This is a genomic window from Mannheimia massilioguelmaensis (assembly GCF_000940515.1).
GTDB classification, from domain to species: Bacteria; Pseudomonadota; Gammaproteobacteria; order Enterobacterales; family Pasteurellaceae; genus Basfia; species Basfia bettyae.
On the sequence record NZ_CDQL01000003.1, the window covers coordinates 202,877 to 215,782 of the forward strand.

Annotated in this window: 17 protein-coding genes and 1 riboswitch; of the genes, 5 read left to right on the forward strand and 12 right to left on the reverse strand. The window is 37.9% G+C overall.

Annotated elements, in window-relative coordinates:
• Nucleotide 1: 1 nt before the first annotated feature.
• The 9 genes from BN1226_RS01350 to BN1226_RS01380 form a co-directional block, all read right to left on the reverse strand.
• On the reverse strand, nt 2-175 hold the full coding sequence (locus BN1226_RS01350) for a hypothetical protein (protein ID WP_005758675.1): 174 nt from the start codon (nt 173-175) through the stop codon (nt 2-4).
• Nucleotides 172-336 (reverse strand): hypothetical protein, encoded by a 165-nt coding sequence (locus tag BN1226_RS10815; RefSeq protein WP_005758677.1) that lies wholly within the window; start codon nt 334-336, stop codon nt 172-174. Before BN1226_RS10815 ends, BN1226_RS01350 begins: the two co-directional genes overlap by 4 nt.
• Complete coding sequence (locus BN1226_RS10745) at nt 329-496, reverse strand: ANR family transcriptional regulator (RefSeq protein WP_005758663.1); 168 nt, start codon at nt 494-496, stop codon at nt 329-331. The genes BN1226_RS10815 and BN1226_RS10745 overlap by 8 nt, the downstream gene beginning before the upstream one ends.
• 103 nt (nt 497-599) lie before the next feature.
• The gene (locus BN1226_RS01355; RefSeq protein WP_005758683.1) at nt 600-1,217 is read right to left on the reverse strand and encodes a DUF3164 family protein; all 618 of its coding nucleotides are present in this window, start codon (nt 1,215-1,217) and stop codon (nt 600-602) included.
• Complete coding sequence (locus BN1226_RS01360; RefSeq protein WP_005647090.1) at nt 1,218-1,409, reverse strand: HTH domain-containing protein; 192 nt, start codon at nt 1,407-1,409, stop codon at nt 1,218-1,220. It abuts the gene before it with no gap.
• Between the two features lie 8 nt (nt 1,410-1,417).
• The gene (locus BN1226_RS01365; protein ID WP_005758657.1) at nt 1,418-1,714 is read right to left on the reverse strand and encodes a hypothetical protein; all 297 of its coding nucleotides are present in this window, start codon (nt 1,712-1,714) and stop codon (nt 1,418-1,420) included.
• A gap of 10 nt (nt 1,715-1,724) precedes the next feature.
• The gene (locus BN1226_RS01370) at nt 1,725-2,606 is read right to left on the reverse strand and encodes an AAA family ATPase (RefSeq protein WP_044469653.1); all 882 of its coding nucleotides are present in this window, start codon (nt 2,604-2,606) and stop codon (nt 1,725-1,727) included.
• A gap of 11 nt (nt 2,607-2,617) precedes the next feature.
• A complete protein-coding gene (locus BN1226_RS01375) occupies nt 2,618-4,594 on the reverse strand; it encodes a Mu transposase C-terminal domain-containing protein (protein ID WP_044469654.1) in 1,977 nt (658 codons plus the stop codon).
• Nucleotides 4,595-4,603: 9 nt separating this feature from the next.
• On the reverse strand, nt 4,604-4,867 hold the full coding sequence (locus BN1226_RS01380) for a hypothetical protein (RefSeq protein ID WP_044469655.1): 264 nt from the start codon (nt 4,865-4,867) through the stop codon (nt 4,604-4,606).
• A gap of 124 nt (nt 4,868-4,991) precedes the next feature.
• Here BN1226_RS01380 and BN1226_RS01385 point away from each other — a divergent pair, with 124 nt between their 5' ends.
• Nucleotides 4,992-5,798 carry a transcriptional regulator gene (locus tag BN1226_RS01385; protein ID WP_044469656.1) on the forward strand — a complete coding sequence of 269 codons (807 nt, stop codon included), beginning with the start codon at nt 4,992-4,994 and terminating at the stop codon, nt 5,796-5,798.
• Nucleotides 5,799-6,570: 772 nt separating this feature from the next.
• On the opposite strand, the gene BN1226_RS01390 is transcribed toward BN1226_RS01385, so the two are convergent.
• Both BN1226_RS01390 and nadR read right to left on the reverse strand, forming a co-directional pair.
• Nucleotides 6,571-7,257: a metallophosphoesterase family protein gene (locus BN1226_RS01390; RefSeq protein WP_044469657.1), complete on the reverse strand. Its 687-nt coding sequence runs from the start codon at nt 7,255-7,257 to the stop codon at nt 6,571-6,573.
• A gap of 8 nt (nt 7,258-7,265) precedes the next feature.
• The gene (gene nadR / locus BN1226_RS01395; protein WP_044469658.1) at nt 7,266-8,531 is read right to left on the reverse strand and encodes a multifunctional transcriptional regulator/nicotinamide-nucleotide adenylyltransferase/ribosylnicotinamide kinase NadR; all 1,266 of its coding nucleotides are present in this window, start codon (nt 8,529-8,531) and stop codon (nt 7,266-7,268) included.
• 157 nt (nt 8,532-8,688) lie between these two features.
• Nucleotides 8,689-8,830: riboswitch (FMN riboswitch) on the forward strand.
• An 89-nt stretch (nt 8,831-8,919) separates the two neighbouring features.
• On the opposite strand from nadR, the gene ribB reads away from it, so the two are divergent.
• On the forward strand, nt 8,920-9,564 hold the full coding sequence (ribB, locus tag BN1226_RS01400) for a 3,4-dihydroxy-2-butanone-4-phosphate synthase (RefSeq protein WP_005759630.1): 645 nt from the start codon (nt 8,920-8,922) through the stop codon (nt 9,562-9,564).
• Nucleotides 9,565-9,620: 56 nt separating this feature from the next.
• On the opposite strand, the gene tusA is transcribed toward ribB, so the two are convergent.
• Nucleotides 9,621-9,860 (reverse strand): sulfurtransferase TusA, encoded by a 240-nt coding sequence (tusA, locus tag BN1226_RS01405; protein WP_005759966.1) that lies wholly within the window; start codon nt 9,858-9,860, stop codon nt 9,621-9,623.
• Between the two features lie 89 nt (nt 9,861-9,949).
• Between tusA and BN1226_RS01410 the strand changes: the two genes are divergently transcribed.
• Genes BN1226_RS01410 through hemG form a run of 3 tightly spaced genes read left to right on the forward strand, consistent with a single transcriptional unit; the run spans nt 9,950 to nt 12,548 of the window.
• Entirely contained in the window at nt 9,950-10,558 is a 609-nt protein-coding gene (locus tag BN1226_RS01410) for a YigZ family protein (protein ID WP_005759968.1), read from the forward strand.
• An 11-nt stretch (nt 10,559-10,569) separates the two neighbouring features.
• Complete coding sequence (locus BN1226_RS01415; protein WP_044469659.1) at nt 10,570-12,033, forward strand: TrkH family potassium uptake protein; 1,464 nt, start codon at nt 10,570-10,572, stop codon at nt 12,031-12,033.
• Nucleotides 12,033-12,548, forward strand: a complete 516-nt coding sequence (gene hemG, locus BN1226_RS01420; RefSeq protein WP_044469660.1) for a menaquinone-dependent protoporphyrinogen IX dehydrogenase — start codon at nt 12,033-12,035, stop codon at nt 12,546-12,548. Before BN1226_RS01415 ends, hemG begins: the two co-directional genes overlap by 1 nt.
• The last annotated feature ends 358 nt before the right edge of the window (nt 12,549-12,906 follow it).

Consider the following 12,906-nt stretch of genomic DNA (forward strand, 5'->3'; position numbering starts at 1 on the left):
CTCACCCCAACACTGGCGCCATTTGCCACGCCACACTTTTCATCTCTCTGCTTGCTGCTTGTAATAGCAACAAAGCCCCTTTTGAATCATCAACCAGCCACTGTTCTTTTGCTGCTTCGATTTGTTCCATAATCTGTGCCAGTTGCTCGGTGACTTGCGCTTTCTTTTCACTCATACTTCCTCCACCTCAACCACATCATCAATTTCCGTAATCGTATGTGGTAGTTTATTCACATCACACACATTCAAATCACACAATTCCAACACTTGCTCATTGCTTTCAGCTTCCACAACGGCTTCAACTAAACAATAAAAGCGCGCCACAAACTTAGCCATGATTAACCTCCGGTCTTCTCGCTGGATAACGCTGATTTTCTCGACGGCGAGCCACCGTTGCCGCTTTTTCCCAAGCACTTTCTGCTTGTTTCCATGCGCCAGCACGTTCCATTTCAGCGGCGTGTTGGCTAAAATCTCGATAATTTTCCAGTTTTTTCATTGTTGCTCCTTTGTTGTTAAAACCTATTATGAATGCCCCTCATCTCATCCCCCTCTTTTGTAAAGAGGGGCTAGGGGAGATTTAAAGGGCATTTAAATAAGCTTTAAACCCCTGCAATATCTAACGCAATCGGCACATACTGATCGCTTTCGCCCACACGCTCATAAAGTCGCACATAAGCCTTACTACTCACCACTTGCACGCTTTCACTAATCGCCTGCATCGCGTTTTGCCAACGTGGATCTTGAATATCAACTCGACGCAATCCTAAAATGCGAGAAGTATTTAAATTACCTTCCTTGTCCACATTAAACGCACGTTCAATTAACGCTTTTAGTTCAGGGCGAGAGCCTTCGCTCCATTCATTCAAGCACTCATCAATCAACACTTTTGCCGCCTGAATACGTTCATCAAATTGCAAATGGTCGTTAATCGCACGTTGGATTTTGTATTTACCGTCGTAGCTATAAAGCGTGATATTGCCTTTACTACCGCCCACTTTTGCATTGTATTTTTCAGCCGAAAGTTCAATAAACGCCTGAATATCGCCGAAAATGCCATCTTTAAAATTGCGCATCTCCTTATTTAAGGACACGCCTTTTTCCACCCATTCACGCACAAGCACATCACGTGCTTTGTCGATGTCTTTCACCAATTCAGCTGGCGTTAAATTTCCTCTTGCATCACGCCAGTATTCTTTCCCCTCAATCATCACCTTCATTTAGAGTTCCTCTTTATCTAACTTAATCACCACAAGTCGCTTACCTTTATCACGTTTACATCGGGCGACTGTTGCCGAGCTGTAAATCGTTTTTTCGCTCACATTGAGTTTCTTTGCTAATTCTTCCGCAGTCCCGTCACCCAAATTCTCTTCGCCACGATAGACTGCATAAATTTGCCGACGCGTTGCCATTCCTCCTCCTATTTCAAATATTTCCGCCACACCACACGAATACCTTCCACCGTAAATTGCGCTTCTTGGTATCGAGCCACATCACGCCCCACGTGATACACATAAGCCCATTGGTCTTTCTCTAACTGTTCTGTTACCGCATTATTCATCACACGCACCGTTGGTCTTATCTTCTCAAAGTGCACATTAATTACCGTAAGCCCCATTTCATTTAAGCGTCTCACGGCTTTTTCCACTTGTTCTAAATAAGCCAACATCACGGCATTGTTTTTGTTTAATTGTTTATTTTTTCTTGCTTGTAACATGGTCATCTCCTTAACTAATTAACATTTTGCTGTATTGTTCGATCATCTCTGCGCTAATTTCGGTTTCGTTAATCTCTGCCGAACGCACAACACCTCGCATTAACTTACTCAATCGGTGTGCGTTGCCTTTACAGGCCTTCAATAAAGGGGCATTAAATTCACTTGTATTAAGTGCACTTTCCGCTAACATGGCTAAATCGTCATCAGGTAGGGCATTACCAAGGTCACAAGCAAATCCCACTCGACTATAAAGCTGTGCCAGTTCATTATTTTTCCCTTTTAAATTCACCAACAAGCGAGGCATACCCGCTAAAATCACGCCACAATTCGTTAAATCGTGAATGCGTCGGATAAAATCCAAAGAGCGGGTAGAAAGTAATTCGGCTTCATCAATCATTAACAAACGTTCCGCACCATTTACTTTTTCCACAATTCCTGAAAGTACATCGTTATTTACCCCTCGACTGGTTGAACCAACATTTTCTGCAATCTTGCGTAGTAACACTTTCGGTGTGCAACTTGGATCAACCTCAATCAAAATGGCTGAACTATGTTCTTTCGCATATTGTTTTAGCATTTGTGTTTTGCCTAAGCCTGCCGCGCCATAAATCACATTAATTTCGCCATCAGCGTGGGCAAAGTGCATAATTTCCATACCGCGCTTTGCTGTTTGAGTGGGGACAAATGCATTGTTGTATTTCGCTTCAACCACTTTCGCCTTATGGCGTGCTAACAACTCATCCACTTTTTCATCGAGCCACTTGGTATCGGTTGGATATTTACTGTTTAAATATTGGCTCACTGTTGTAATGGACACATCAAACAAAGTTGCCACTTGTTTTTGGCTCATCTTGTGCGCATCCATAAACGCTTTTAATTCTTGTGCTTTCATTGCTGCTCTCCTTACTCATTCACTAACTTTTTTCTTTGTTCCCACGCTTCTTTGTCCGCTTTGGTTAAGAAAATTGGGGTAGCTTCCTGTTTGGCTTTCGGTTTTGTGCGTAACAATTCAAAACCTTGCTGATGCTCAATCGTAACAACTGGATTGCGCTCCGCCTGAATTTCATCTGCTTTTTCCAATACATTCTTCAAGCGTCTATCACTACGCTCTTGGCGTGTTTTCTCAACAAACGGCATTGGGAAGGCATCACGTTTATTGCCATCTAATTCGGCATAACACACAAAAGTGCCGTCTTGCTTTCTCACAATCACTTGGCTTGGATCGTGAATATCAAACATCACTTGCACCTTTTGCCCATCAACATCGAGCAATTTCGCGCTAAAGTAATAATTATTGAAAAGTTGTAACCAACCACGTTGTGCCACACGTAATGTACTTGGGCGGAATAAATCCCTTGCTTCCACTGGTGTAATAAAGACCACATCATCAGGGTTCATTTTTTCCATCAATTGACGGCGTTTTTGTGCAGGTGTCATCCCCCCTAGTTCTCTGTGCTCGTGTTTATTGTTGTATTCATCAATGCCTTCTTGGCAGGCTTGTAAAAACTGATTCCAGCTTGGCAATTTACCCACAGCCCATTGTTGTTTTGGCGTTAGCTGTGTCGCACCTTTACGTTTTGCTTTATCCAGTGAAATCACTGCTGTGCTCACTTGTCGAATAGTGTCACGGTCTGCCCCTGTGCCGTGATAAGTTTCAAACTGGCGAGCGATTTTGTATAAAATCGTTTGGTGTACCCGCTCAATAATCCCACGGCCTTGTGGATTGCCTGGAATCCCTGTTTGGTGATTAATCCCTAAACGTGGCAACATCCCCGTAATATCCCCATCAAGCATCCAGTTTTTCTCGCCACCACCGTTATCAGAGTAATAAATTGCGGGTATGCCGTAGCGTTCCACGCCATAACGCAAAGCATCTGCCACTGCGAGAACGTTTTCCGCCAAACTTGCCGACCAACCCACAATAAAACGGCTCGCGGCATCCATAATCAACGTTACTTCAGGAATAAAAGGGCGACCGTGTTCAGGATGGGCGACTTTCAATTTCATCGCATGGCCATCACCCACCCACACATCATTCACCTGCAACACGCTCCAATCGCGTTTCACATAAGTGTTAAGGGCGCGGAGTTCAGAACCCGTCTTACGACCAATTTCCTTAATGTGTTTCGGCAATTTCGCTAATGCAGCGCGAACTTGGTCAATACTCGGTTTCATTTCTAAACGTAACGGCTCGTCTGCAAAACGTGCATCCCATTCAGCCGAAAAATAGTGATAGGCTTCTGCCACATTGATGCCATTGGTTTGGCGATATATCGCCAAAAAGTCAGGCAACCACACAATTTCTTCAGCCTTTTTCGCCACCCGTTGCATTGGTGCGAGGGCTTTTAATCGTTCTTCAGGGGTATCTGCCTTTTCATAATCCAACACCCATTGATTCAAAGTGCGGTCAGATAAAGTGCGATTTTTCCCTTTCTTGTTATTGGCGGTTTCCACCAATCTCATCAAATCAGAAGAAATGCCACCATGTTTGATTTGTTCACAAAAAAACTTAATCGCCTTGTAACGAGGTTGGGCTTGTTCAAGCTGTGCCACTTGGGCAACTAACGCCATTCTTGCCCCTGCTACTTCACGTTGTTTTTCCGTTAAAGTTTTTAATTCCACCTGACGGAGATCGGCGGGAAGAGATTTGGGTTTGGCTTTCACGATAGAAACTGCGAATTTAGTGCGAATCTCAGTTTGAATTTCTTGCGGTAAAGATGCCAAGGCATATTCTTTTCCACCACCTTTGCCAACGCGCTTGCGGGATTCCCAATTTTCACGTTCTGCTTTATCTTTAATTCTCCGAATGCTACTTGGAAGATATTGTGAATGAAATTCAAATAACTCCTGAACACTGTAAAAGTCCTTAAGTTTCAACATTATTTACTCCTACATTTGAGCAAATTGACGTCTTAATTGGCTAACTTTTTCCGCTCGAAGAACTTTTTTCTGTTGGTGTTTGGCGTAGTATGGAAAAACCTGATCCAGTGGTTTTTCAATCGCAAGACAAATGGCTTTTGCAATTCTCTGACTGCTTTTGCCTTGTTTGATCACCGTTGATACGGCTTGATTAGATACGCCCAATGATTCAGCAACCATTGCAACGTTTAGATTTTTGATTTTTAACGCTTGATAAATTTCATTCGGACTCATAAAATCCCCCTAGAACAACCAATTTATTCAACTGGTTGTTTCAACTAATTAACTCAACGGCTTTATTATATGCCAATATTTTTTGGCATGTCAAATAAATTTTGTAATTATTTGAGGTTTTTTTATGGAACTATTGATCACACGTGAAGATATGGGCATTCGCCTAATAGAAGAAAGAACAAGATTAGGCTATTCGCAAGCTAATTTTGCCCATCAAACAGATGTAAGCCGCGAAGCATTACGACTTAATGAGATTGGAAAAAGTGGTATTTCTGCTGAATTTTTAGGAAGAGCTGCGCAATTAGGCGTAGATGTTCAATATGTGATTATAGGGATTCGTTCTGCTAATAACGTTGATTGCACAGATAATGTAGATAAAGCTGCCAATAATTCTTCTGTACTCGGTGATAACAACAATGTTGTTTATGGCAGTGGCATAATTAATAACATCAAAACAGAAAAGGTTGTAACGCGTACAAAAGCAACCGTTGAGCCAGATAAAACACATATTAATGAAAAAATGGCTAGAACATTGCACGATCTTGTCGATGAAATTGTTAAGCTAGAAAAAGCCGTTAAACAAAAACCAAAGAGCTTTCAAGCCGTATGGAGCTCGCTGAATCGCCATTGCGGTGTAACTGCTTATCGCTTGATTGCACTACAAGACTATGAGAAAGCAGAGCTATACTTAAGAAAATGGGTTGGCAGATTAAATTCTTCAAAATCTGCACCGAAGAAAGTGGGCAATCAATGGCGAAAAACGAAGTACAGCTACATTCATACAAATGTGAAACAAATGGGTATTGAACCACTACTACGTCAACATCTTCAAGAAAAATACTCGGCAGGTAGCTTAACTGACTTAAGCGATGATCAACTTATGAAAGTTTACCAATTTATTGCAGGTAAAAAGCGTACATTACTTAAATAAAGTTGGACAGTAAGCGTCCAAGTTTAAAATAAACAAAAAATAGGCAGTTCAGGAATAATTTAATTGAATATCAATCAGTTATACTTAACTTGGACATTTTATTCTGTTTATGTTAAACGTCCAAGTTTAAGATAATAAACTTGGACGTTAAATTGCTATTAGGCAAGTAGTACGTGGCTATCGTGACTTCTAATATATCTCCGACATCAATGTTGGTAACATCCGCAAAAACCGCATCACAAGCGCTTTCTTAATATTTTAAGGCACAAAGGCAAGGATGCCAGTGTTCCTTTCAAATACCGCTAAATAATGGCGCATTTTCGCAAATTCTACCCATAATCACACACAACAAACCGCTAGATTTCATCTAAACGCACCAAAAACCAACAAAAAATGCGATTTCTACCACTGAAACCGCCTTTTCTCCTAGCTTTTACCAAAACAACCATAAAAAACCTCACTTAAATACACCACCTCTATTTCATCTTCCTGCAATTTCCACCCCGATTTTAAAGCTGAATTTAAACCCTTTTAAACCCACTTTAAAACGAACTTTAAAATTTTAAAAATGTTTAAAACCTAACAATTCACCGCCAACTTTTATGCAAAATAAAACCCAATTTTCGACCATTTTCCCCCAATCCCCACCATTTTCCATTTTTGCATAAATCCCCCCCTAAAAACGCCAAAGCCCCACAAACAGTGGCTCCAGCCAATTTTTTTCCACCAAATTTTTTCTTTTTCCTTATGCAAATATTGTCACTACCCCATACTAAATCTTTCGATCATCAATTCCTTTAATAAGATAATTTCCTTCAAGATCACATAAACTTCTAAATCCTACATTGGTGGTTTTGAATGTAGATTGGGGAAATGGTGAATAGTCAAAATTTTCATGATGATGGCCATGAAATATATGTTTAACTTGCATTTTTTCAGCTAATTGATTAAGTATTGCGAAGCCTGATGGATGAGGTTTTGGTGCTTCATGACAGATCAATATATCTGCTTGTTCTACACTTAAGCCCTCAATATCAGATGGGAATATGGATGAACGATGACGCAATGGTATGCCACCTCGCCAAATTTTTTCTTGTGGACAATATTGGCAGAAATGAATCGGATCAAAAAAGAGTGGTCTATTAGGTGGCATCCAGATTTGTCCTCTGAATACCCCTCCTAACCCTGCTATTTTTTGACCTTCTATTTCAACAATTCTACCATGTAGGTTTCTTGTTTTCCATTCTGTCCCCCATAAGGTTTCAAATGCTGAAATAGTTTTACTGTCATGGTTACCATGGATATACCAAACATCACAATTTTTAGCGAGCTTTTCTAATTCACTAGTAGAAGAGAGCTGTAGGTCTCCTAAAATAATCAAAGAGATATCTTTTTTATCACACAGAAAATTATGAATATGTTCAAAACTTCCATGTGGGTCACCTGCAAATAAGATCATATATCCCCTTATTCATTTGTGTTTACATGTATCAGTTCGGGAATTTCTTCATCATTAAGAACTTTTTCTACTATCAATTTTGTCTGATTATATCGTTCTAGATAACTAGGTGAATCAATTGCGATATAAGGAACTTTATATTTATCTAACAATTTTTTAAGTAATTGCTGAAAGCGTTGGCGTTGCTTTCGATCGCCCAAACTACGTAAACCATCGTCTACCCATTTTGTATTGTTATTGAGTAAAATAGTTACATCAAATGGATATTCTCTAATCATTGAATCTAGAAATGGGTGAGGTTTTCCTTCATATTGAATGCAAAATGCCTGGGTAGTAATGAAATCAGTATCAATAAATGCTACTTTATGGGCATGCCGTACTGCATAATCCACATAATGCTGATGTCCTAATGCCATTTTAGGATAATCAGAATATTGCATAGCCTGTTCATTTCCTCCTAATTTATCAAATACGTAATCACGACCGTATTCCCAAGCGGAAGTTGTATTAAATACAGTTGCAAGTTTATTCACTAGTACAGATTTTCCGCTACTTTCTCCACCTAATATAGCAATTGTTTTAGCAAAGAAAGGACGTACTTCCTTAGGAATAAATTTCCAATATTTAAAAGGTTGAGTGCGTATTTTGGTAGCTGAAACATTAAAAAATTCTCGTTTGGGATCGACTAGGTAGACATCTAGTTGAAGATAAGTTTCATAAGGTTTTTTATCTTGTACTTCGCTAGTAAATACAACACTTGGTTTAATACCTTTATCTTTAAAAAGTTGTTTAACCGCATCAGACCAACTTTGCCAACCATTAGGGTAGCTAGGAATACCATCTTCTACTAAGTTATGAATAAAAATTTGATCTTTTTGGTATTTAAAGATTTGCTGCATCCAACGTAACCGATCTTGGACCGTTGGCATACGTTTCATCTTGCTATCATAGAATAGTTTTAAATCACGTTCAGTATCACTGCAGACAATTACATGTAATTCATCTACTTTACTGAACGCTTCATAGATCATGTTGATATGCCCTGTATGTACAGGATAAAACTTACCAAAAATGACGCCAATTTTTTTATCTTCTTGTTCAGTAATTTGCAGTGCTTTATGTAGTGCTGTTAATTTTGTTGCACTTGGATTTTTAATTTTTCCGCTTACTAGTTGATTAAAATAAGCTCGGGTTACGTTGGCTTGTAAACATATATCATTTACTTTTAAATTCAATTGTTTACGTTTATGCTGAAGATAAGAAAAGTTGGACATTGATTATTCCTTATAATTTTGTATTTAAAAATACAACAATTCAACTACAATTTTGTAGTATATCATGCTATTTTTTATTAATTTATTTGCCTATTGTATGTAATTCTTGCTACAAAGAAAATTATTTTTTCATTCTCTGCTTTGCGATATACTATATATGCATTCTCAGGGCAGGGTGAAATTCCCTACTGGTGGTATATGTATATTTACATGAGCCCACGAGCGCTTAATATTTAAGGTCAGCAGATTTGGTGTGATGCCAAAGCCAACAGTTAAAGTCTGGATGAAAGAGAATAAAAGACAACACAGGTTTTATGGCTTGTGTTGAGTTATTTTTATAATCAGCCCTGATTCTGGTATTGAATATTAATTAATCAAGGAATTTACTATGAATCAGTCATTATTATCTTCATTTGGCACATCTGAAGCACGTGTAATTGCAGCATTAGAAGCCTTTAAAAAAGGGAATGGTGTATTAGTATTAGACGACGAAGATCGAGAAAATGAAGGTGATCTTATTTTCCCAGCAGAAACGATTACGCCAGCTCAAATGGCGAAATTAATTCGCTATGGTAGTGGTATCGTATGTTTGTGCATGAGCGATCAACTTTGTCAACAATTAGATTTGCCACCAATGGTGACACATAATACGATGGTTAATCAAACGGCATTTACTGTTAGTATTGAAGCTGCAAAAGGAGTCACCACTGGGGTATCTGCATCTGATCGTGTTACAACAATTAAAGCTGCAGTCGCTGATGGCGCAAAGCCGACAGATTTAAACCGTCCTGGACATATTTATCCATTACGTGCCAAAGATAATGGCGTATTAGAACGTCGAGGTCATACAGAAGCTTCAGTTGATCTTGCTAAATTATCAGGCTATAAGGCCGCAGGAGTTATTTGCGAAATTACAAATGATGATGGTTCAATGGCTCGAACTCCAGAAATTATTGCTTTTGGACAGCAATTTGGCTATCCAGTAGTCACAATTGAAGATTTAGTCGAATATAGAATAAAATATAATAAATAGCGCTATTCGTTGATATAAAAGTGCGGTAAAAATTTTAAAAATTTCTACCGCACTTTTTATACGCCTTTTTTCACCCAATATCTAAAAGGGATACTTTCTATTTCGCTATGTAGTAGCGTATGATCCATAAATTGACAGAAGCTAGGAATATCTCTTGTGCTGGCAGGATCATCTGCCACAATTAATAGTACTTCCCCTTCTTGCATATCACGGATTTGTTTACGTACTAACATAACTGGCTCTGGACAGCGTAATCCTTGCGCATCAAGAGTATAATGATTCGTTAATTTATTCATTATGTTATACTTCGTAAAATTAATTTAGGTGTATGATACAACCCTAAGTAAATATGGTCAAAATAAAACATAAATACGAATAGGTTGAAATGGAATATTTAATCCCCAAAAGTGCGGTTGTTTTTGAAGAAGAAATTAAAAAAAGCCATTTCATTACTTACTTAAAACATACTGAAGGATTAGTAGAAGCTAAAAATTTTTGGCAATCTATTCGAGATTTGCACCCGAGAGCTCGTCATCATTGTTGGGCAGCTGTTGCAGGAGCCCCGAATAATTTTCAGGAATTGGGGTTTTCTGATGATCAAGAACCGCCAGGAACTGCTGGTAAGCCAATGCTTAACATGCTTCAAGCAAGTCAGATTGGGGAAATTAGTGCTGTGGTGGTTCGTTATTATGGTGGAGTGTTACTCGGTACAGGAGGGTTGGTTCGAGCTTATGGAAATGGTGTACAACAAGCTTTAAAATTACTTGAGACAACATTAAAAATTGAGTGTACTCGCTATTTATTGATTTGTGATTATTCACAAGTAAATTGGTTGCAAATGTTATGTGATAAATATTCTATTATGATCAATCATCAACTTTTCGAGGCTAATGTGATATTTGAGTTAGGCATTAGTGATGATAAACTTAGACCCTTTGAACAAGAACTAATAGAACGCTCCGCAGGGCAACTTCATTTAACGCCTGTGGAATAAGTGAGATAATCGTGCATATTTTATCTATTCTCCGCATTGTTGGAATCCTCGTCATGTGTTTTTCTGTGACGATGCTGGCACCTGCTTTCGTCGCCTTAATTTACGGCGATGGTGGCGGTAAAGCATTTATGCAATCATTTATGATTAGCCTAATTGTTGGTGCTATTCTTTGGTGGAGCTGCCATACCCATAAGCAAGAATTACGTTCGCGGGAAGGTTTCATTATTGTTGTGGCATTTTGGGTTGTTTTAGGCAGTTTAGCAACAATTCCATTTATTTTATTTGATAATCCAGATCTCAGTGTTGCATCATCTTTTTTTGAGGCTTTCTCCGGTTTAACTACAACAGGTGCTACAACAATTGTCGGCTTAGACAATTTACCGAAAGCGATTTTATTCTATCGTCAATTTTTAGAATGGTTAGGCGGTATGGGAGTTATTGTGCTTGCAGTGGCAATTATTCCTCTTTTGGGTATTGGGGGAATGTCTTTATACCGTGTTGAAAGATCTGGTTCAATTAAAGAACAAAAAATGCGACCTCGAATTGCTGAAATTGCGAAACTTCTATGGTTTATCTATTCATCACTTACTATTTTATGTGCTTTGGCATATTATGCCGCAGGAATGACAGCGTTTGATGCAATTAGTCATAGTTTTGCAACAGTTTCTATTGGTGGTTTTTCAACCCATGATGCGAGTATTGGCTATTTTAATAACAGCTGGATTAATATCATTACCATTATTTTCCTATGGATCTCAGCATGTAATTTTGGATTACATTTTCGAGCATTTTCTGAAATCAATAAAGGGCATTTCTTTAGAACTTATCTTAGGGATCCAGAATTTAAGTTTTTTGTAAAAATTCAATTATTATTAATCTTAATATGCGCATTAGTCATGATTAATAGTCAGTATTTTGAAACAAATTGGCAAAATTTTGAACAAATCATTTTCCAAACTGTTTCAATGTCGACTACTACAGGTTATACCACATCAGATTTTTTTTCATGGCCATCGTTTATCCCAACCTTGCTCATTATTGCTTCATTTATTGGTGGCTGTTCAGGATCAGTGGCTGGAGGAGTGCGTGTAGCACGTGTTCTCGTTTTATATTTACAAGGCCGTCGAGAACTAAAATTATTTGTCCACCCAAATCTTGTTTATCCAATTAAATGGGGAAAACATATTTTGGATGAGCGAGTTATAGGGAGTATTTGGGCTTTCTTCTCAGCTTACTTACTAGTATTTGTGGTTTGCTTGTTAGGTGTCATTGCTTGTGGTGTTGATACATTTGATGCATTCAGTGCAGTATCCGCTTGTATTAATAATTTTGGACTAGGCATGGGAATCGTAAGTAGTAATATGGTTGAAATTCCTGATAGTGCAAAATGTATCTTAACTGTAGCAATGGTTTGTGGTCGTTTAGAAATTTTTACATTATTGGCTTTATTTAGCCCGACTTTTTGGAAAGCATAATGCAAACAATTATTCTTTATTCAACACATGATGGGCAGACTAAAAAGATTGCCGATTATTTATCAACATATCTCGAAGGAGAGATTAAGGTTGCTTCAATTACAGATGCAAATGTCATTCTAAATCAAGCAGATCGAATTATTATTGGTGCATCTATCCGTTACGGGCATTTTGATAAAAAGCTCTATCAATTTATTGAAAATCATACCGCACTTTTACAGAGTAAATTTAGCTATTTTTATGGTGTAAATTTAACTGCCAGAAAAGCAGGAAAAGATACACCTGAAAGTAATGTATATGTTCGTAAATTTCTAAAGCGTATCAATTGGAAACCAACTATGTCTGCTGTTTTTGCTGGAGCGCTCTTATATCCTCGCTACAAATGGTTTGATCGTATTATGATCCAATTAATTATGAAAATTACTGGTGGAGAAACTGATACCACACAAGAAATTGAGTTTACTAATTGGAATCAAGTTGTCTATTTTGCTAATCAAATAAATAAGATTAAGTAATAGGCTAAAATAGTATTGTTTTTAGGCTTTAAAATAAAGATCGCTTAATAAAAGAGCAATTAAAAATATTTTTAAAAAAAGATCTTGCAAGCCAATTGAATATCTCTATAATACGCCTCCGCACCGCAAGGAAAGCAAAGATTAGAAAGAAAAGTTTAAAATAAATTTTCTAATAATACTTGACGTAAGCATGATAATTAAATATCATAAAAAACCTTGCTAAATGCAACAGCTCTTTAACAATTTATCAGACAATCTGTGTGGGCACTTGTAAGATTTGGTTTTGAAAAAAATAAAGTCTTAAGGTGCTGAACAAAGTTAATTTAATTAGCGATTAAAGTCAGTATTTTGAGCGATT